The following is a 20,209-nucleotide window of genomic DNA, read 5'->3' on the forward strand; positions in this document are numbered from 1 at the left end:
ACCATGAGTGGCTATGTAGAACAGGGCGAAGTCGTTCGCAATGAGCAAATAGGCTCTGATGTGTGGATTATGGATATTCACGCACCAAAACAGGCAGCAGAAGCAAAGGTAGGACAGTTTTGTAATGTTCGCGTAGCGAACTCTACGGCGCCATTATTGCGTCGCCCTATTAGCTATGCTGGATTCGATGTACAAAAGGGGACTATTACCCTTTTGTATCGCGTCGTAGGCAAGGGAACTGAAATTATGACACATCTCGTGCCTGGTGATACATTAGATTGTTTAGGACCTTTAGGTGAACCATTTGTAACATCTAATAATATGCTACTTGTTGGTGGTGGTGTTGGTATTGCACCGATGCTATGCATAGCGTCTCACTTGCAAAACGGTGAAGAAGCACAAGTTATTTTGGGCTTTAGAAATGAAAGTGAAACCTTCTGGGCAGACTTATTCAAAGATACGCCTGTAGAGGTGCATATCACTACTGATGATGGTAGCGTAGGTACAAAAGGTTTCCCTACAGCGATTATGCCAGAACTTATTAACGCTAATACGTTCACATCTGTTATGACTTGTGGTCCTACACCGATGATGAAGGGTGTCGCACAAGTTGCTAAAGAGCTCAATGTACCATGCCAAGTATCTCTTGAAGAACGCATGGGATGTGGTACAGGCGGTTGTTTAGGCTGCGCTTGTGATGGTGCTGGTGGCAAACGTTATAAAGTTTGTAAAGATGGTCCTGTATTCCCAGCTGAGGAGGTGTTCTTTTAATGAGTGAACGCGATTTAAATAACACCGTTACGCCTAATCCAAAGCTTGCTGTAGATTATTGCGGGATTAAGATGAAAAATCCTATTATCGCTGCGTCTGGTACCTTTGGTAATGGTCCTGAGTATGCTGGTTATTTAGACCTTAGTAATGAAGTAGGTGCTATTTCTGTAAAAGGATTAACTCCTAAAGGTCGTCATGGTAATCCCGGCACTCGTATTGCAGAAACACCATCTGGTGTATTAAACTGTATTGGACTTGAAAATCCAGGGGCAGAACATTTTGTGACAGATATTTTGCCGGAACTCAAGAAATACGATGTACCATTATTAGCTAATATGTCTGCAGGCACAATTGATGAATTTGCGTGGATGGCAGAGACTTTATCCGTAGATGGTATTGCAGGCCTAGAGGTTAACGTATCTTGTCCAAATGTAGAATGTGAAGGCATGGCTTTTGGTATAGATCCAAAGGTAGTAGAACAGGTAACAAAATCGGTTCGTAAAGTAACAGATAAGCCCGTTATTGTAAAACTTTCACCAAATGTTACGGATATTGTGGAAATCGCAAAGGCTGTAGAAGCTGGTGGCGGTGATGGGGTCAGTCTCATTAATACCATTCTTGGTATGGCTATCGATATCCATCGTCGTAAACCTGTATTGGGTAATATTTATGGTGGTTTATCTGGGCCAGCTGTTAAACCGGTTGCACTTCGCATGGTGCACCAAGTGTATAAAGGGGTCAACATTCCTATTATGGGCCTTGGTGGCATTATGACAGGCACTGATGCTATTGAATTTATGATGGCTGGTGCACAAGCAGTCCAAGTTGGGGTTGCTACAATGGTAGATCCAACGGCGATTTCTCGTATTGCTCGTGAAATGGGCGATTATGTGGAACAATATAATCTAAACAATATTACTGATATAGTAGGTGCTGTACATCAAGGGTAGTAATAGTTTGTATCTAGTAAATGTAACGACTAAAAGTTTACTTGTGCAGCTTAGATGGCTTACCATACATATTAAGATGATAAAGAAAAGACCTAGTACATAATGTACTAGGTCTTTTCTTATGTATTGTATTGGTATATAACATAGGGTAGGTACCAATCGTGGAAACTGTTGATATCATAATAGTAATCATATGTAGAACTTTAATTATACATATGCTTTATAGAAATCAATAAATTGCTGTGCTACCGGAGATAAAGCATGTCCTTTGAGGGTAATAAATGCTTTTTTGAAATCTCCAGAGAATTCTGGTAATTTAATGCGGGCCATTTTACGATGGTTAATAAGCTCTTTACCATCCATAGGTACTAAAGAGACAGTTCTACCAGAAGATGCCCATTCGATGGCAGAACTCTTAGTTGTAGTGATAGCAACGGCATTGAGTTGATCCATATCTGTCAGGCTAGATTGCATAATCATTCGCACAGAACCGCCGGAGAGGGATAATGGGCATTTTTTTATATCATCCCAAGTGATTGTATCATGTTCACGGTCTATCCAGAATACATCACGACGGAAGATAGCATATAAGTGTTCTTCTTGTGTGAGAAGAATATCAAATTTGTCAGTGTCTACCATTTGGATGTTGGCAATTCCTAGCTCAGCATTGCCATTAATCAGTTGATTAACCACATTCGTCATCAGTCCTTCATAGATTTCAAAGTGAACTGATGGATATTTCATGGAAAAGGCTGGTAAATATTGTTGTACGATTGGTGTGGAACGAGATGCAGAGGTAGCGATTCTCAACGTACCTTCAATGCGTGAATTTAACTGATGTACCGCATTATACGTAGATTCTTCAATAGAACATAGTTGTTGGGCTTTTTCGTAGAAGATTTTACCTGCATCAGTAAGTTGTAAGTTCGATCCTCGTTGACCGCGCTTGATATTGATGAGTTGAGCCCCAAATTCAGCTTCTAAGTATTTTAATTGTTTACTTAAAGCTGGTTGTGTAATATGAAGAATCTCTGCGGCCTGTGTCATATTGCCCGTTTGAACGAGGGTAATAAAATTGTGGTAGTAAGATGTATCCATAGAATCTCCCTATTATACACAAAATAAGATAAATAAAATTTATAACGAACTAAGTAATAGTAATTTCACATTTAATAAAATGGTATATATACTATAGTTATCAAGGAAAGAGAAAGAATAATGTGTTTAAAATAAACTTTCTATCCTTATCACAAATTTTTATATAATATAGTGATTAAGAAAGTAGGTACTATCATGGGCGTAGTAAAAAGAACATTAAGTAAAGCAATTCGTAACTGGGAAGCACGTAGATTAATGACTGCACATAATACAGGTCTTAGCCGTAAAAAACAACTAGAACGCGTATGGCCTCATCCATTGACTAATGAAAAACGTCACGAACTAAGTCAAGGCATAAGTGGATTAGTCCATAGTGATAACTAATTAATGTGCGTGTCAGTAAGATTATTGTTCTAGCGATAGCACCACTTCAATAGAATCTAATATAGTACAAGTAGCAGCTCCATGACTCATGTCTTGGAGCTCTTTTTGTATGCGTTCTACATCAGTAGGAGGTACTAAAATAGTAATATCTACATGTTCGTCAAAACTTGCTTCATAATGTAGTTTTTGATCTTGCACATATCTTTCTATAGCTCCATACATGGAATAATCGATGGTAGCCTGCAACTGAGTTCGTGTTGTGTGTAGTTCTTTAGGAGCAAGACGTAAGGTTTCTGCAACGGAGTGTGAATATGCACGAATCAAACCACCTGCGCCTAGCTTAATACCTCCAAAATAGCGCGTTACTACGACGGCCACATTGGTAATACCTGTTTTTTTGAGTACTTCTAACATAGGTTTACCGGCTGTACCAGATGGTTCACCATTGTCAGAAGAGCGTTGTTGCTCTTGTTTTGGTCCTAATGCAAAGGCTGTACAATTATGACGTGCATCCCAAAATTCTTTGTTGATACGACCAATAAAAGTCTGCGCTTCCTCTTCCGTAGAACAAGGGCATACAGTTGTGATAAAACGTGACTTCTCAACAACATATTCATGGCGAAATTCCTTCGCTACCGAAGTAAATTCTACTGTAGGACTTATTGATTCAGACATATATTCACCTCCTTTAGAATCAAAGTTTATGTTTATTCATCATCACTTTATTATAATCTATTTATGAATGTTGTGTATAGGTGGGGACATGTTAACTCCCCTATGAAAAAGGAATAGTCCTCTAGATTTAGTAGGATATTGACGTAATGATAATTTATGTTATTATTGATTATAGACGCATGAATGAGTACTTATGTAATTGTTCATATATTAATAGATAGGTATTCAAATATTTAAATACTATTAATACTATTCTGTTAACGATGTTATGATATGTAACTATAAGTTTCTAACTTATATGGATATATAAGTTTCTAACTTATATGGATATATAAGTTTCTAACTTATATAGATATATAGGAACATATATCTTTGAAGATTCTGGTAGAAAGAAGTGATATGATGAGCAAGAAGAAACAAGAGTTTGATATTACTGGTATGCACTGTGCTGCTTGTGTAAAGCGCGTTGAAAACGTTGTTTCTAAGATTGATGGCGTAGAAACTGTAAAGGTTAATCTACTCACTCGTAAGGGAAGCGTTGAATATAAAGACGGTTCTACTGTAGAACCACAACAAATTATCGATGTCATTACAAATATTGGTTTCGGTGCTGCAGAGGCAGATGAAACAAAACAAGAAATAGAAAAAGTAAATTTAAAGCCTCATATTATCCGATTAATAGTTGCAGCTTGTATGGCTGTGCCTATGATGGTGAATATGACGCTCCATCGATTCGGTATTGAAGCCTTGCCAGTATGGGTAGAGTTCATTCTTGCTACCATTGCTCAGTTCGGTCCGGGCCTTATGTTCTATAAGAGTGCGTGGAGTGCGGTGAAGAATGGTGCCCTTACCATGGATGTTCTCGTTGTAATGGGTACGACTGTTGCTTATCTATTCAGTATTTATAACTGGCAGTTCCATCCAGAACTTGGTCCTCATGGTATTTACTTTGAAACCTCTGCATGGCTCATTACATTCATCCTTCTTGGCAAACTCTTAGAAGAAATTGCTAAGGGGCGTACATCTGAGGCACTTCAAAAATTAATTGCCTTACAACCTGCAACGGCTCATGTGTTGCGCAATGGTGAGTTTGTAGATATTCCTACATCTAAGGTTGTAACTGGTGATATCTTACAAGTTCGGGCCGGTGAAAAAATTCCAGTAGATGGTACTATTACTGAAGGTTATTCTACTGTAGACGAAGCTATGCTTACCGGTGAAAGCTTGCCTGTAGAAAAACAAGTAGGATCCGAGGTAATTGGGGCGACTATTAACTTGAGTGGTGCTTTCACGATGGAAGCGAAACGCATTGGGTCCGATACAATGCTATCTCAAATCATCAAGGTTGTAGAAGAGGCACAAACCTCTAAAGCAAGTATTCAACGTATTGCAGATATCGTTGCTCAATATTTTGTGCCTACCGTTATTGGTCTCGCTATATTGACTGGTCTTGTATGGTATTTTATTGTAGGCGATTCTGTTAATGTAGCTCTCATTAATGCTACAGCAGTGCTTGTTATCGCTTGTCCTTGTGCCCTTGGTCTCGCTACACCAACATCTATTATGGTAGGCTCTGGCTTAGGTGCGGAGCATGGTGTTCTCATCAAGAGTGCGGAATATCTTGAAAAAGCTGGTAAACTCGATGCTATCGTTATGGATAAAACTGGCACTCTTACACAAGGTGTTCTCGATGTAACGGCTTTCAAAAATTATAATGGTGATGAAAGCACAAATATGTCTATTATGATGGCTCTTGAAAGTGGCACATCTCATCCGATTGCAAAGGCTATGGTCTACTATGGTGAAGATCATGGTTATAAAGGTAAAGGTGTAGAACTTGAAAGCTTTGGTGATGTACCTGGTAAAGGTTTGCAAGGGGCATACCAAGGCGTATCTGTACAACTTGGTCATAGCCGTTGGATGTCTGAATTAGGTTACGATTTAAGTGCAGTTCAAGACGATATTCTTCGTTTTGAAGAACAAGGTGCTTCCGTATCTGTTCTCGCTGTAGATGGTGTCATCAGTGCATTATGGGCTGTAGAGGATGAATTGCGTCCAGAAACTATTGAGGTGGTAAAAGAATTACAGTCTCAAGGTATCGATGTGTGGATGCTTACCGGTGATAATCGACGTACGGCTCAATATATTGCTAAACAAGCAGGTATTACTCACGTTATTGCAGAAGTCTTGCCTCAAGATAAGGCTAGCAAGGTAAAAGAGTTACAAGATAAAGGTCTCGTAGTGGGCATGGTTGGTGATGGTATCAATGATGCACCAGCTCTTGTAACTGCAGATATTGGTTTTGCTATCGGTAGTGGTACAGATATTGCCGTAGAGGCAGCAGATATCGTTCTTGTAAGAAATGATTTACACACACTAGTACAAGCAGTACGCCTCAGTCGTAAGACTATGACTAATATTAAACAAAATCTATTCTGGGCATTGATCTTTAACTGCATTGGTATTCCATTGGCTGCTATCGGTGCATTAAATCCTATGATTGCAGGTACAGCAATGGCATTTAGCTCTGTAACAGTTGTAGGTAACTCCCTTCGCTTGAAACGAGCTAAGATTTAATTTAACTTGTATCGTATAACATATAAGATATAATAATTGATAGCGTTGATTAAAGTTTATAAAGCACCTATACCATGGTATAGGTGCTTTATTTTAAATCTGACTATATATTTAAATCCTATGAAATTAGTGTTTTTAGACTGAGTGAGATTTGTTATACTAAATATAGTTATTCAGCTAAAAGAGAGGAGCTAGATTATGAAATTAAAGACGCGCGATATTGTATATATTGGATTTATTGCTGCCTTATGTGCAGTAGCAACAACGATTCGCATTGAAATACCAGGTGGGGCCATGGTTCACTTAGGATCTGCTGCATTATTTACGTCATCCATTCTTTTTGGCGGTTTATATGGTGGTTTAGGTGCGGCTATTGGTTCTGCATTATTTGACCTCTTTGGTGGACATACGCAATACATTGTATTCTCTTTCTTCATTAAAGGTATTGCAGGCCTTATTGTGGGCGGTATGACAGCAGGCTATTTGCCACCATCCATTACAAAGCCCACAGCATCCTTTACACGCATTTTGATTGCTCTTATTATTGGTACAATTTGGACTGCATTTGGCTATTTCTTAGCATGGTGGTTTGTTCTTGAAAGTGCAGCCGTAGCAGCTAGCAAAATTCAATACTCCTTGATTACAAGTGCTGCAGGTATTGTGGTGGCTATTATATTGACACCAAAACTACAAAAGGTAGTACGTAGATTATTTACAAAGAACTAAATATATTAATTAATAATTCAAAATTAATCATTAGGCATAAATAAAAGAGTCTCCCATAACTTATGTATTCCAGTTAAGGGAGACTCTTTTATTTATTATATTAGATTATGTAGTTACTATTCTTACCTAGAAATTACAGAGATCATTTAAATTTTCTGCCATGGTAGGGTGTGTAAAGATTTGGTTTTTAAAATATGTATATGGAATGTTGTTATCCATAGCCATTTTTATGAGGTTAATCAACTCTTCAGCACCTTGAGAATAAAGTGTAGCACCAAGGATTAAATCGTTATCTGCATTTACTACAATTTTAAAAGCACCTTTTAAATAGTCGTTTACATGAGCTCTTGGCATAGTAGCTACGAGCATTTCTTTAGTTTTAACTGTATATCCTTTGTTGATAGCATCTTCTTCTGTAAGACCAACACGAGCGAGTGGAGGTGTTAAGAATGTTGTGTAAGGAATATTTTTGCGATCTTTTAATGTGTATTGGCCATTACCTGTAAGAGCACTAAATACAATGCGGAAGTCATCGAGAGAAATGTAGGTAAATTGAGGACCACCGTTTACATCGCCTACTGCATATACGCCAGAAACGGAGCTTTCACACGTATCATTCACTACGATAGCACCACGTTCGTTAGTAGTGATATCTGTATGTTCTAAACCGATGTTAGCTGTATTTGGTTTGCGACCTGTAGCATATAGAACAGCATCAAACGTATAGTTTTGACCATTTGCAGTAATAACAGGTTTATTGCCATCATTAGATACAGAGTTTAATGTTACATCGTTAAGAATAGTAATACCTTGCTCAGTCAAGTACTCGTTAGCTAATTCTTGTACGATTGGTTCCTCCCGTTTTAAGATGCCAGATTCAATATTAAATACTGTTACCTTTGTACCTAGTTTAGCGTATAAGCTAGCAAATTCAAGGCCGATAGGACCAGCACCGATAACGCCTAGTGTACTTGGTTGAGGCAATAATTGTTGAATTTCTGTGCTATTATAGAAACCTGTTGCAGTATCGATACCACTAATATTAGGTTTGATCGCTACAGCGCCAGTGTTAATAATGATAGTATCACTAGATAAAACTATTTTATCTTCTCCAGCTGTAACGGCGATTTCTTTATTACTAATGAATTCACCATGTCCAGTATATACATCGACATGTTCATTAGTGTCTAACATAGCGAAGTTTTTATTGCGTAAACGAGATGTAACTACCTCGCGTTGGTTTAATACTTGATCGTAAGATAAGCCTTTTGATGCGGCTATAATCATCGTTTTAGTTGGGATACATGCAATATTAATACATGTGCCACCATACATAAGTGGGTTTTCTTCGATCATAGCTACAGATTTGCCCATGGAGCCAAATTTAGCGGCTAATGTTTTACCGGCTTTGCCGAAACCTAGGACGATAAGGTCATAATGTTTGGTATTCATAAAATACCTCCTATCTTTTATATTGAAAATATTAGATGTGTTTATTATAGCATATTACAATAGATATAAAAGTAAAATATGAAAATAATTCTCTATAATTTAGATGTTAAGTATTTCTACTTGACACATCTTTTTTTATACTGTACCATATGTAAAGTAATATGACTTGACAGTGATGGAGGTGGCGAAATGGAAGAACGAGTACTTATCAGTTTGCTCTTAGATTTCTATGGGCCATTATTGACGGACAAGCAACGAATGTCCTTACAACTTCATCACGAAGATGATATGTCTCTTGGCGAGATCGCTGAGGAATTAGGCGTATCACGACAGGCTGTACACGATAACTTACAGCGTGCTCGACACATTTTAAATGATTACGAATCAAAATTGCACTTGGTAGCACAATATGAACAACGTGAAGGTTTGCTTTCACAGTTGAAAGAGAACTTGCCTGAAGAGGTGTTAGCTGAAACCAAGGTACAAAAAGTATTGGCGCAAATGGAGGGATATTATGGCATTTGATAGCTTGTCAGAAAAACTGCAAGAAGCCTTTCAATCCTTGAAAGGGAAGGGCAAAATTACTGAAGATGATGTCAATCTTGCGTTGCGTCAAGTACGTACAGCACTATTAGAAGCGGACGTTAACTTTATGGTTGCGAAGGACTTTGTGAAGTCCATTAAGGAAAAGGCCCTCGGTGAAGAGGTATTCGGTTCTTTGAATCCAGCACAAACGGTTATTAAAATCGTAAATGATGAGTTAACAGCTTTATTGGGTGGTACACAAAGTCGCATCATGATTTCCAGCAAGCCACCAACAATTATTATGCTTGTTGGTTTACAAGGTGCTGGTAAGACCACAACAGCTGGTAAATTGGCAGTATATCTTCGCAAACAAGGTAAACATCCAATGCTCGTAGCTGCCGACGTATATCGTCCAGCTGCGATTACTCAATTGCAAGTTGTAGGTAAGCAAATCGACATTCCCGTATTTGCTGATGAAACACCTGGTGCTAATCCAGTAGACATTGCGCGCCGCGCCGTAGAGCAAAGTACGCATATGTTGAAAGATGTTGTTATCATCGATACAGCTGGTCGCTTGGCGATAGACGAAGTCCTCATGGACGAGTTGTCCAACATCAAAGCAGCTGTTCGACCTCATGAAATTCTACTCGTTGTAGACTCCATGATCGGTCAAGATGCAGTAACAACAGCACAAACATTTAATGAAAAATTAGGCGTTGATGGTGTTATCCTTACTAAACTCGATGGTGATGCGCGCGGTGGTGCTGCGTTATCCATCAAAGCTGTAACAGGTTTGCCAATCAAGTTCACTGGTGTGAGCGAAAAAATGGATGGTTTCGATGTATTCTATCCAGACCGTATGGCTTCTCGTATTCTCGACTTGGGCGATTTCAAAACATTGATCGAAAATGTTCAAGGCGCTATCGATGAAGAAGAAGCTCGTGAAATGGCTAAGAAAATGGCGAAAAACAATTTCACCTTGGATGATTTCTTGAAACAGATGAATCAAGTGAGAAAGTTAGGGCCATTACAAAATATTATTGGTATGTTGCCAGGTATGGGTCAAATTAAGGATCAATTAAAAGACCTCGATTTGAATAGTAAAGAGGTGCGCCGTATTGAGGCCATCATTACATCCATGACGGCAGCAGAGCGAGAAAACCCAAGTATTCTTAATGGTTCTCGCCGCAAGCGTATTGCAATGGGGTCTGGTACGCAAGTACAAGACGTTAATCGCTTGTTGAAACAATTTGAAGAAGCGCGGAAGATGATGAAGCGCATGCAAGGTTTACGTGGCGGTAAGGGCGGCTTCCCAGGAATGCCTAAATTACCGTTTATGTAATACATGGGCAGGGGCGCTGAACCTGTCCACCCACATCAGTATAAGGAGGTGAATTTCACATGTTAAAAATTCGTTTGACTCGTTTAGGTGCTAAAAAAGCTCCTTTCTACCGTATCGTTGTTGCTGACGCACGTGCTCCACGTGAAGGTCGTCCTGTTGACACAATTGGTCAATATGATGCTACTAAACAACCAGCTATCGTTAATGTAGACGAAGAAAAAGCTTTGGCTTGGTTAGCTAAAGGTGCTCAGCCTACTGACACTGTTCGCTCCTTGTTCAAAAAACAAGGCGTTATGCAAAAATTTGCTGACGCTAAAAAGTAATTAATAGAGAGGCATACTGTGATGATAGAATTAATTTCATTAATTGCGAAATCATTAGTGAAGCAGCCTGATGCCGTATCTGTTACCATGGTCCAAAAGGGGAATATGGAAGTTTACGAACTTCATGTAGCCCCAGAGGATATGGGCAAAGTCATCGGAAAGCAAGGACGAATAGCGAAAGCGATTCGCGCTGTGGTGAAAGCGGCGGCTATTAAAGAGAACAAAAAGATATCTGTTGATATTGTCTAAAAGGGAGTATTCCAATGGAAGAAATGACATTACGTGTCCCTGTAGCAGTAAAAGCAAAAGTAACAGAAGACTTGAAAGCGAAAATTGTATCTGATCTTGAAACTCGCCTTGATATGGTGAATAAAGATTTGGAAGCAATTGAGTTCCAAGCTCAACGTATTTTGGCTGATGCCGCTAAAGTTGATGCAACAAGTCTTACTGCAATTCGTCAACAAATCGACGAAGAGAAAAATAAACGCTTGGCTTTCAAAGAAGAAGTAACAGCTAAATTGAAAGATGCTCAAGAATTGTCTTTAGGAACTGAAATTCCTCAAGGTACATTAGAGCAAACAGTTACCGTTAAAATCGGGGATAATTTGGATGCCATGATGGGCGCTGAAATCCTATTAGAAGACGGTAAAATCGTTGCGTTTCGTCAATAATGAAGCATAACGATTTCATCACAATAGGTGTTATCATCGCCCCGCACGGCGTGCGGGGTGATCTTCGTATTATGCCTAGAACTGATTTTCCAGAACGGTTCATGCATATGGATGCCTGTTACATCGATGGTAAAGAATACCACGTTGCATCCGCTCGATTTCATAAACAATTCGTATTAGCATCCTTTAAGGAAATTCCCGATCGCAACGCGGCTGAATTATTCGCTAAGAAAGAGATTCAAGTACGTCGTGAAGATTTGGTAGAATTACCAGAAGGTCGCTACTACATCTTTGATATCATTGGTCTTGAAGTACAAGATACAAAGGGTAACGTGCTTGGTACGGTTACCGATGTGTTGCAACCGGGTGCTAATGATGTCTATGTGGTTTCCAAAGATGGGGAACCAGATCAATTATTTGCAGCCATTGAAGAGGTCGTTAAAGACATCGATGTGGAAAATAAATTGATGATCGTAGATCCGCCTGAATGGATATAATCCTTTAGGCGGTTTTTTTATCTACATATAGGTATATTATGGTAAAAGTTATATAATATAGCTATATATAGATAATGCTAATGAGTTAATATGAGTTAATAAGTACAGAGGACGGTCTATGCGTATCGATATCGTATCTTTATTTCCTGAGTTTTTTGATGCTTTTTTTAGTCATTCCATCATAAAACGGGCTATCGAAGCAGAACGCTTATCTATGGGTGTAACTAACCCTCGGGACTTTAGTCATAATAAACATGGTCAAGTAGATGATACGCCGTATGGTGGCGGTGCGGGTATGCTTATGATGGCACCTCCCATCTTTGAAGCGGTAGAATCTGTTATTGCTCAATATGATAGCGATATTAATAGCGCCTATTCTACAGATGAAATGTGTGATGAAATGAGCCTTATTGGTAATCCTAGTGAAAGTATACGACGTCGTGTTATTTTTATGGGACCTACAGGTCAACCTTTTACACAAGAGAAAGCGCGTGAACTAGCGACATACGATCAACTGGTGCTCATTTGTGGTCATTATGAAGGCGTAGATTATCGCGTAGAGGAACATTTAGTAGATGAAACTATTTCTATTGGTGATTATGTACTAACAGGCGGTGAATTACCCGCTATGGTTGTGGCCGATGCAGTAGCTCGTATGATTCCTGGTGTATTAGGCGCAGCTAGTGGGGCCCAAGAAGATTCCTTTTATGAGCCTTTATTAGAATGTCCTCAATATACAAAGCCACCAGAATTCAGAGGATGGGGTGTTCCTGAAGTATTGCGTAGCGGTCATCATAAAAACATTGCTGCATGGCGGCAAAAGGAAGCCTTAAAGCGGACACGATTATTGCGGCCTGATTTATTGGAACGACCATTAACAAAAGAAGAAGTTAAACTTTTAAAAGAGATTATTACTGAAGAGTCTGAAAGAGATACAGGTGAAGTATGAAATAATTTATGAACATGTAGGCTAATTTAAAGCTTAATTTCATTAAATCCCGTTTAGGAGAGGGAGTAGTATAGACGCATATAGGTTATTGCTACTCTAACGAGGTTGTTTATGGAGTTTAATTGTTACGATGTCCTTGAGGTTCAGGGCAGCCGTTATGTAATAACTGAAAAAATTAAATATAATGAGATTATTCCAAAAGCTGATCAGGAACAAGCCTATAAGGCTAAGCCGTCTATGCAAAAGTCTCCTGGTGATTATTGGCATGAATATGGCCTAGAGGCTGTTGAGGGAACTGATAAAATATGGGTTACCATTGAGTACAATGATAATGAGTGGTGCACTGTATCTAGAACATCCTATCGTAAGCGTGCACCGAAAGGATTTACATTACATCAAATCGGTTTAGAAAAGGTTGTAGCCGTAGATGGTGATAGTGGTGCGTCTGTAGGTGATCGAGCTGGGTATAAGGAGTACCAATTGCCCTGTGAAGGGGGCGCTAGCGTATTCTTTGAAGAAAATTGGTTCAAAGGGGAAAAAATGTTTGCTGAAGGGGCGAGAGTTCCTTTGATAAATATTAAACTTTGTAATGATGCGGCAGCAGACGCTATTCGTAAAAAGAAACGTAAAGAACGTCTGAAAAAACGACTCGAAGGAGTTGCTATGGCCCTTGGATGCGGCGCATTATTTTTAATGTGTCTTGTTAGTTGGGATTCTGATCTTTCTTGGCATGGTATACGTGGTACCTTTGGCTTCCCTTATACTGCAAAGGAGCATATGCATGATACATCCGTCTATTATACTAAGACGGATTCGGATAATGAATATACTTCTAGTTTAGATCCTGTTAGTACAGCATTAGATTTAATCGATTCTTTAGACGGAGATATTAAAAATGAAGGCGAGAGCTTACAAGAAGGTCGTGAAGTCATTGTATTCTATGATGCTAAGTCTGCCTATATTATTACTAACATAGATGGCCAAACCCTCGTTAAGGTATGTGAACCAGGAAAGTTGACGCCAGAGGAACAGGAGCTCATTAATAGTACAATGCGAAAGACACATGTACTTGATTCCTATGCCTATATGGTTCGCTATAAAGATAGCGGGGGACGCGATAAATTCCTTAAGGTAGACAATCTTAATGAAGCCGACAAGGCTTATATGTTTAACCGATGACTATGAATATAAAGGGACTATATTAGGAGGTTTATCATGATTTTTATTCCTGATGTATTATTGACGATTTTTTATGCTTGTTTTGGGATTTTCTTAATGTTAACTGCGAACACTGTTATTGATTTTTTTGTACCTGGTAAATTTAGTGAAGAAATCAAACGTGGTAACTGTGCTGTAGCTTGGCTATCTGCAGGTTCCTTTATCGGTATTGGTGAAATATTGCGTGCTGTTATCATGTCTCCTGTAGTTACTACAGCAGATACTTCTTTATTGCACGGTGTAGTAGCAAGTGTTGTTTATGCTATTCTTGGTATTGTACTATTTGTAACAGGCTATATGTTTATTAATCTATGGCATCGTAAATATAATTTATCTGAAGAGATTATGCGTGGTAATACAGCTGCTGGTATTCTCGTATTTGGTATCTTTGTAGGTCTTGCTCTCGTTGTTAGTGGTGCTGTGCACTAAGGGAGTGTCCTATGTATAAGCCAAGTAAGAAAACTATATACATAACGGGTGCCTTTGCCGCTGTGGCGGGTATCGTTGGTGTATCTTCATACTGGAATGACATCACTTATGCCGTATGTGATAAGATCTACCCGGAAGCAAATGATGGGGAAGTTCGATTAAAGGATAATCAAGGAAATCGCTACTCTTTATTGAATCATGGCGATGGTAAAGAGACGGCTTTATATGATGACAATCGGTCTGTTACCTTTCATCGTGATACTAGCGGCAATTTAGTATGGGATGCCGGGCTAGCAGGACTTTTGCCTGGTATTGCAGCAGGCTACTATATTTTCCACGGATTTAATCCCCCTACAGCTCGCATGGATGGACGAACTATGACATATCGCGTGGCAGCTCCATTAAAACCCTATGAGGAGCCTTCTGTATATACAGCAACAGGTTCAAATGTGCGCACTTCTTTAGGGCGACGTACTTATCAAGACTATGAGAAGCGAAGAAGTCAAAAAGCCTCTTCTATAGGTCAAAAGTCGGGCTTTGGTAGTGCTGGTTCACGCTCTGGTGGCTCGTGATGGGAGGCGGTACTATGCAATCCTATATTGATGAGTTAGATACGGGCATACTGCCTTTTGTAGATTATGAAGGATATGACGATCGATATCCAACGCTTTCAGTACAATCTTTTCCTGCTGAGTTTTACGATGAAATACGACATGCATCTCGTATGTTATTCCAAATATTTTATAAGGCTACTAAAGTTTTTCAGCAGGCACCTGATGAGTTTGCCCTCAATATGGATATGCCGGAAAATCTGATTCCTTATCTTCACCGAGGAAATCCGTTAGGCCTACCTACGTGGCTATCTCGCTTTGATTTTGTTCTCGATACACAGGGGCGATTGCGCATGGTGGAAATTAATGCGGATACCCCCTGCTTTTTGATTGAAAGCTATTATGCTAATGAGGTAGGCGCCCGTTATTTTGATAAAGGGCATCCTAATGCAGGGGCTAGGGACGAGCTAGAACGTTTTTTGAAACGTGTTTATGAACGCACTTCTCAGGAAAATAGTAAATATAATACAGTAGAGAGTGGTGGAGCTAATCCATTTGTGTTTGCTTGCTTTCATGATTATTTAGAAGATTTAGGAACCACTAAGTTTTTAATGAATACGATGAAATCCGTATGTCCTGAAGCGGATGTACGATTTTTATCATTTTATGACATGGTCATTGATGATGAAGGGATTTTGCTTCCTGATGGCAGTCATGCATCAAACCTGTATCGTTTGCATCCGATGGAATTGTTAATCGATGAGACGACGGCAACGGGGGAACCGTTAGGTGAAATGTTCTTAGATTTATATAATGAGGGGCGATTCAATTTATTTAATCCTCCAGAAGCGATCATTTTGCAAAATAAGTCATTTATGTCCTTGGTGTATGCCTTATATTTGACGGATCAATTCTTTACAGGCCCTGAGCGAGATATTATTGAACGTTATTTGACTCCGTCCTATTTTGAAAGTGATTTTCCTAACCTCGATGAAGGCCTTTATACTCAAAAGGAAATATGGGGCCGTGAGGGACGCAATATACAAGTCGTAGAAAAACATGGCGATCAAGCAAAGGTCTTTATGGAAAAGTTTGTAGATAACTATGATGACATTGTGTGTCGTGATAGTAAAAAGGTTATGTACCAAGATTTTATTAAGCAAAAACGTTTTATTCATACCGTAGATAGTGGTACAAAAGAAGGATGCTTGACGCTGTCTTGTTTTATGCTTGGCGACCAAGCCTCTGCTGTGGGAGCCCGTTTCTCTCCTGAAGAAATTGCTGGTACAGAAGCCTATTTTTTACCTTTAGTTATTGATTAAAAACTATGTAGAATGATTAATGGTACATAAATTATAGGGTTAGGAGCATAAAGTTATTAGGCTAGTATTACTATAGTTTCTATTTGTTGTTAGGTTATAGGAGATATAAGGCATTGGCTAATTTGTATATTGGACTTGTTCATTATCCGATTATGAACAAGCATAAAGAGGTCATTACGACGGCCATTACCAATTATGATATTCACGACATTGCACGGGCGTCTATTACCTATGATGTATCTAAATATTTTGTGATTCATAATATACCTGCCCAGCGCGAGTTGGTGCATACTATAATGGAGCATTGGAAGTCTGGATTTGGATCTACCTATAATCCAGATCGAAAAGATGCTTTCACCGGTGTAGAACTAGTTAATTCAATTGCGGTAGCTGTACGAAAAATTGAAGATATAGAAGGTATGAAACCTATCGTAGCAACTACCGATGCTCGGACCTATGATAACACAATTTCCTATGCGCGGATGCGTGAACATCTTGAAAATGAAGGCCGCCCTGTGTTAGTATTATTTGGTACCGGTTATGGTATGACAAAAGAAACGATGGAAAGCTTTGACTATATTTTAGAACCTATATATGGCCATGGTGAATACAATCATTTATCTGTGCGTAGTGCCGTTTCAATCATCTTAGATCGATTACGGGGCGAAGCATGGTGGAATAAATAGGAGGCGTCTATGTCAGGACATTCAAAATGGGCAAATATTAAACATAAAAAAGGTAAAACTGATGCGTTGAAGGCTAAATTAGCTACAAAAATCGGTCGTGAAATTACCGTAGCAGCACGCATGGGTGGTGCTGATCCAACAGGTAATATGCGTTTGAAATTGGCTTTGCAAAAAGCTCGTGAAAACAATATTCCTAAGGATAATATTCAACGTGCTATCGACAAGGGTGTTGGCGCTACAGATATGAACGCATACGAAGAAATCGTATATGAAGGTTATGGTCCTGCTGGTGTTGCCGTTACTGTAGAGGTTATGACGGATAATCGTAATCGCGCGGCTGCTGATGTGCGCCATGCATTCTCTAAACAAGGTGGTAACCTTGGTGAAAGCGGTTGTGTAGGTTGGATGTTTAAATCTAAAGGCGTATTCGTTATCGATAAAGAAGGTCATGACGAAGATGAATTGACTATGTTAGCTCTTGAAGCGGGCGCAGAAGACCTTAAGTCTGAAGACGATGTATTTGAAATTTATACTACTCCTGAAGATTATGATGCGGTAGAAGCAGCTCTTGCTGATGCGGGCATTGAAACAGAAGTAGCGAAAATCACAATGATTCCAGATACTACAATTGAATTGACTGGCGATGATGCTGTAAAAATGCAAAAAATGCTCGACGTATTGGATGATCTTGATGATGTACAAAACGTATATCACAACGGTATTTTGCCAGACGACGAAGAAGAATAATAATATTAAGGAGCACTCTAAGGAGTGCTCTTTTTTATTGATTCATGAAATTTAGAGTTTCTATAAATGTTAAAAATACTAATAGATTTCTTATAAATTTTATATTGGAATTCATGAAATTCGATGTGGTATTGTGCTATAATAAAATAGATTATGTATGGAGGTAGGCGATGGCTTATCTCATTTTTAGACTAAGGGGGTTGGGGTGCGAATTATAGGAATTGACCCAGGTACGGCGATATGCGGTTATGGCATTATTGACGTAAAGGGCAGTAAACTAACACCAGTAGCCTATGGGGCTATTACAACTCCTAAGGAATTAACTGATTCACAGCGGTTGGAAATTTTATTTAATGACCTCAGTGATATTCTAGAAGAATATAAGCCGGATAAATTTGGTGTAGAAGAATTATTCTTTAACCGAAATGTAACGACGGCGATTAAGGTTGGTCAAGCTCGGGGCGTCATTTTATTAGCTGCCGAGCAACAACAGATTCCAATCTATGAATATACACCGCTGCAAATCAAGCAAGCTGTTACTGGTTACGGCAAGGCTGATAAGAATCAGGTCATTTATATGACGATGAATATTTTGGGGATTCGTGAGAAAATTAAGCCCGATGATACGGCAGACGCATTGGCTGTCGCTATCTGTACGGCCCATAGTTCTCATAACGATAGATTGAAGAGGTTGGTATAATGATAGGGTATGTACGGGGCATCGTAACACATCTCTTTAAAGAGTCTTGTTACGTAGATGTACATGGCGTAGGGTATCGCGTTTATGTGCCGACCACTACGCGTCAACAATTGATTGAAGGCCAAGAGGCAACGTTATTCACGTATTTAAATGTACGGGAAGATGCGATGCAACTCTATGGCTTTTGGACGGAAGAGGAATATGAGCTATTTATTCTACTCATTTCTGTTTCCGGTATAGGTCCTAAGGTAGGGCTTGGCATTTTGTCTGGCATGACACCGGAGGCTTTTAAATTAGCAGTAATCAATGGTCAAGTTCAGCAATTAACTAAATTGCCTGGTATTGGCAAGAAGTCTGCAGAGCGACTTGTTCTTGAATTAAAGGATAAGTTAGCTAAAATGACATATATCTCTACGGAGTCACCGGCGGTGATTCAGCCAATTGGCGTTACTGCAAGTGGCGCTGCAGGAGAGGCTATTGAAGCTCTTGTATCACTAGGATACTCCGAGCGAGATGTGGCTGATATTGTGGAGTCATTAGATGATGGTAAACGCGATGTATCTGAGCTGATTAAGGTCAGCTTGATTGAGCTTGGGAAAGGACGATAAGGATGAACGAAGAAGTACGCCTTGTCGGAAATGGCGAGCACGAAGAAGATATGTGGCAATATAGCCTACGACCAAAGTTCTTTAATGAGTATGTAGGTCAAGAAGAGGCTAAAGGTAATCTAAATGTGTATATTCAGGCGGCTAAGCAACGTGGTGAAGCCTTAGATCATGTATTGCTCTATGGTCCACCAGGTCTTGGGAAGACTACTTTGGCAGGAATTATTGCGAATGAATTGGGTGTTAATTTTCGCATAACTTCTGGTCCTGCCATTGAAAAGTCTGGTGACTTGGCTGCGATTTTAACAAATTTAGATGATCACGATGTACTATTTATCGATGAAATTCATCGCTTGTCTCGTAGCGTAGAGGAAGTATTGTACTCTGCTATGGAGGACTATGCTATCGATATTATCATCGGTAAGGGGCCAAGTGCTCGAACGGTGCGCATTGACTTGCCAAAGTTTACTTTGGTTGGTGCCACTACACGAGCCGGGGCTTTGGCGGCACCATTGCGGGACCGCTTTGGCATTATTAACCGGTTGGAATATTATAAACAACCGGAATTAGAGTTTATTGTGACTCGAGCCTCAGAAATACTCAATATTGGGATTGAGCCAACTGGGGCTAGCGAGATAGCGCGTCGTTCAAGGGGAACACCGCGTATCGCAAATCGTCTACTTAAACGGGTTCGTGATTTTGCACAAGTTATTGGTGATGGGGTTATCACTCAGGAAATTGCAGATGATGCGTTACAACGTTTATACATAGACAAAGAGGGACTCGATCGAATCGATCGACGTGTGTTGGAGTGTATTATTGAAAAGTATGATGGTGGTCCAGTAGGTATTGATACTATTGCTGCGGCTATCAGCGAAGAGAGAGATACCATCGAAGATGTGTATGAACCATATTTGATGCAATTAGGATTTTTAGGACGCACACCACGTGGGAGGGTGGCTACTAAACTTGCCTATGAGCATTTAGGTATTTCACAGACAGGGAAATGAC

Annotated in this window: 24 protein-coding genes; 21 read left to right on the top strand and 3 right to left on the bottom strand. The window is 39.5% G+C overall.

What is annotated here, in order from left to right:
* Positions 1–3: 3 nt before the first annotated feature.
* Together VCHSUH03_RS08985 and VCHSUH03_RS08990 are read left to right on the top strand one after the other, a co-directional pair.
* Positions 4–771: a dihydroorotate dehydrogenase electron transfer subunit gene (locus VCHSUH03_RS08985; protein WP_105094774.1), complete on the top strand. Its 768-nt coding sequence runs from the start codon at positions 4–6 to the stop codon at positions 769–771.
* Entirely contained in the window at positions 771–1,721 is a 951-nt protein-coding gene (locus tag VCHSUH03_RS08990) for a dihydroorotate dehydrogenase (protein ID WP_105094775.1), read from the top strand. Before VCHSUH03_RS08985 ends, VCHSUH03_RS08990 begins: the two co-directional genes overlap by 1 nt.
* A gap of 207 nt (positions 1,722–1,928) precedes the next feature.
* Here VCHSUH03_RS08990 and VCHSUH03_RS08995 read toward each other — a convergent pair whose 3' ends face one another.
* Positions 1,929–2,819, bottom strand: a complete 891-nt coding sequence (locus VCHSUH03_RS08995) for a LysR family transcriptional regulator (RefSeq protein ID WP_105094776.1) — start codon at positions 2,817–2,819, stop codon at positions 1,929–1,931.
* Positions 2,820–3,014: 195 nt separating this feature from the next.
* Here VCHSUH03_RS08995 and VCHSUH03_RS09000 point away from each other — a divergent pair, with 195 nt between their 5' ends.
* The gene (locus VCHSUH03_RS09000) at positions 3,015–3,203 is read left to right on the top strand and encodes a hypothetical protein (protein WP_105094777.1); all 189 of its coding nucleotides are present in this window, start codon (positions 3,015–3,017) and stop codon (positions 3,201–3,203) included.
* Positions 3,204–3,224: 21 nt separating this feature from the next.
* Here the strand turns inward: VCHSUH03_RS09000 and VCHSUH03_RS09005 are convergent, their stop codons facing one another.
* Positions 3,225–3,878 carry a YigZ family protein gene (locus VCHSUH03_RS09005; protein ID WP_105094778.1) on the bottom strand — a complete coding sequence of 218 codons (654 nt, stop codon included), beginning with the start codon at positions 3,876–3,878 and terminating at the stop codon, positions 3,225–3,227.
* A 402-nt stretch (positions 3,879–4,280) separates the two neighbouring features.
* Here VCHSUH03_RS09005 and VCHSUH03_RS09010 point away from each other — a divergent pair, with 402 nt between their 5' ends.
* Entirely contained in the window at positions 4,281–6,455 is a 2,175-nt protein-coding gene (locus VCHSUH03_RS09010) for a heavy metal translocating P-type ATPase (RefSeq protein ID WP_105094779.1), read from the top strand.
* 198 nt (positions 6,456–6,653) lie between these two features.
* On the top strand, positions 6,654–7,181 hold the full coding sequence (locus tag VCHSUH03_RS09015; protein ID WP_005383003.1) for an ECF transporter S component: 528 nt from the start codon (positions 6,654–6,656) through the stop codon (positions 7,179–7,181).
* Positions 7,182–7,307: 126 nt separating this feature from the next.
* Here the strand turns inward: VCHSUH03_RS09015 and VCHSUH03_RS09020 are convergent, their stop codons facing one another.
* Complete coding sequence (locus tag VCHSUH03_RS09020; protein ID WP_105094780.1) at positions 7,308–8,633, bottom strand: FAD-containing oxidoreductase; 1,326 nt, start codon at positions 8,631–8,633, stop codon at positions 7,308–7,310.
* A gap of 189 nt (positions 8,634–8,822) precedes the next feature.
* Between VCHSUH03_RS09020 and ylxM the strand changes: the two genes are divergently transcribed.
* From ylxM to ruvB, 16 genes are all read left to right on the top strand, one after another.
* Positions 8,823–9,158, top strand: coding sequence for a YlxM family DNA-binding protein (gene ylxM, locus VCHSUH03_RS09025; RefSeq protein WP_105094781.1), 336 nt, complete (start codon positions 8,823–8,825; stop codon positions 9,156–9,158).
* The gene (gene ffh / locus VCHSUH03_RS09030; RefSeq protein WP_105094782.1) at positions 9,148–10,500 is read left to right on the top strand and encodes a signal recognition particle protein; all 1,353 of its coding nucleotides are present in this window, start codon (positions 9,148–9,150) and stop codon (positions 10,498–10,500) included. The genes ylxM and ffh overlap by 11 nt, the downstream gene beginning before the upstream one ends.
* 59 nt (positions 10,501–10,559) lie before the next feature.
* Complete coding sequence (rpsP, locus tag VCHSUH03_RS09035; protein WP_004695565.1) at positions 10,560–10,823, top strand: 30S ribosomal protein S16; 264 nt, start codon at positions 10,560–10,562, stop codon at positions 10,821–10,823.
* Positions 10,824–10,844: 21 nt separating this feature from the next.
* The gene (locus VCHSUH03_RS09040) at positions 10,845–11,072 is read left to right on the top strand and encodes a KH domain-containing protein (RefSeq protein WP_009352618.1); all 228 of its coding nucleotides are present in this window, start codon (positions 10,845–10,847) and stop codon (positions 11,070–11,072) included.
* A 14-nt stretch (positions 11,073–11,086) separates the two neighbouring features.
* The gene (locus VCHSUH03_RS09045; RefSeq protein WP_105086221.1) at positions 11,087–11,494 is read left to right on the top strand and encodes a YlqD family protein; all 408 of its coding nucleotides are present in this window, start codon (positions 11,087–11,089) and stop codon (positions 11,492–11,494) included.
* On the top strand, positions 11,494–11,991 hold the full coding sequence (gene rimM / locus VCHSUH03_RS09050; protein ID WP_060924912.1) for a ribosome maturation factor RimM: 498 nt from the start codon (positions 11,494–11,496) through the stop codon (positions 11,989–11,991). The genes VCHSUH03_RS09045 and rimM overlap by 1 nt, the downstream gene beginning before the upstream one ends.
* Before the next feature lie 118 nt (positions 11,992–12,109).
* On the top strand, positions 12,110–12,940 hold the full coding sequence (gene trmD, locus VCHSUH03_RS09055) for a tRNA (guanosine(37)-N1)-methyltransferase TrmD (RefSeq protein ID WP_105094783.1): 831 nt from the start codon (positions 12,110–12,112) through the stop codon (positions 12,938–12,940).
* A gap of 111 nt (positions 12,941–13,051) precedes the next feature.
* A complete protein-coding gene (locus VCHSUH03_RS09060) occupies positions 13,052–14,119 on the top strand; it encodes a hypothetical protein (RefSeq protein WP_105094784.1) in 1,068 nt (355 codons plus the stop codon).
* Positions 14,120–14,155: 36 nt separating this feature from the next.
* A complete protein-coding gene (locus tag VCHSUH03_RS09065) occupies positions 14,156–14,587 on the top strand; it encodes a DUF350 domain-containing protein (protein ID WP_009352625.1) in 432 nt (143 codons plus the stop codon).
* Between the two features lie 11 nt (positions 14,588–14,598).
* Complete coding sequence (locus VCHSUH03_RS09070; RefSeq protein WP_105094785.1) at positions 14,599–15,159, top strand: hypothetical protein; 561 nt, start codon at positions 14,599–14,601, stop codon at positions 15,157–15,159.
* Between the two features lie 14 nt (positions 15,160–15,173).
* Complete coding sequence (locus VCHSUH03_RS09075) at positions 15,174–16,460, top strand: glutathionylspermidine synthase family protein (protein WP_105094794.1); 1,287 nt, start codon at positions 15,174–15,176, stop codon at positions 16,458–16,460.
* Positions 16,461–16,573: 113 nt separating this feature from the next.
* A complete protein-coding gene (locus VCHSUH03_RS09080; RefSeq protein WP_105094786.1) occupies positions 16,574–17,146 on the top strand; it encodes an RNA methyltransferase in 573 nt (190 codons plus the stop codon).
* A 9-nt stretch (positions 17,147–17,155) separates the two neighbouring features.
* Positions 17,156–17,893, top strand: a complete 738-nt coding sequence (locus VCHSUH03_RS09085; protein ID WP_005387348.1) for a YebC/PmpR family DNA-binding transcriptional regulator — start codon at positions 17,156–17,158, stop codon at positions 17,891–17,893.
* A gap of 205 nt (positions 17,894–18,098) precedes the next feature.
* On the top strand, positions 18,099–18,593 hold the full coding sequence (gene ruvC, locus VCHSUH03_RS09090; protein WP_105094787.1) for a crossover junction endodeoxyribonuclease RuvC: 495 nt from the start codon (positions 18,099–18,101) through the stop codon (positions 18,591–18,593).
* Entirely contained in the window at positions 18,593–19,201 is a 609-nt protein-coding gene (gene ruvA / locus VCHSUH03_RS09095; protein WP_105094788.1) for a Holliday junction branch migration protein RuvA, read from the top strand. The genes ruvC and ruvA overlap by 1 nt, the downstream gene beginning before the upstream one ends.
* Before the next feature lie 2 nt (positions 19,202–19,203).
* Complete coding sequence (gene ruvB, locus VCHSUH03_RS09100) at positions 19,204–20,208, top strand: Holliday junction branch migration DNA helicase RuvB (RefSeq protein ID WP_105094789.1); 1,005 nt, start codon at positions 19,204–19,206, stop codon at positions 20,206–20,208.
* The last annotated feature ends 1 nt before the right edge of the window (position 20,209 follow it).

Origin of the sequence: Veillonella infantium, from assembly GCF_002959895.1 — a bacterium.
GTDB classification, from domain to species: Bacteria; Bacillota; Negativicutes; order Veillonellales; family Veillonellaceae; genus Veillonella; species Veillonella infantium.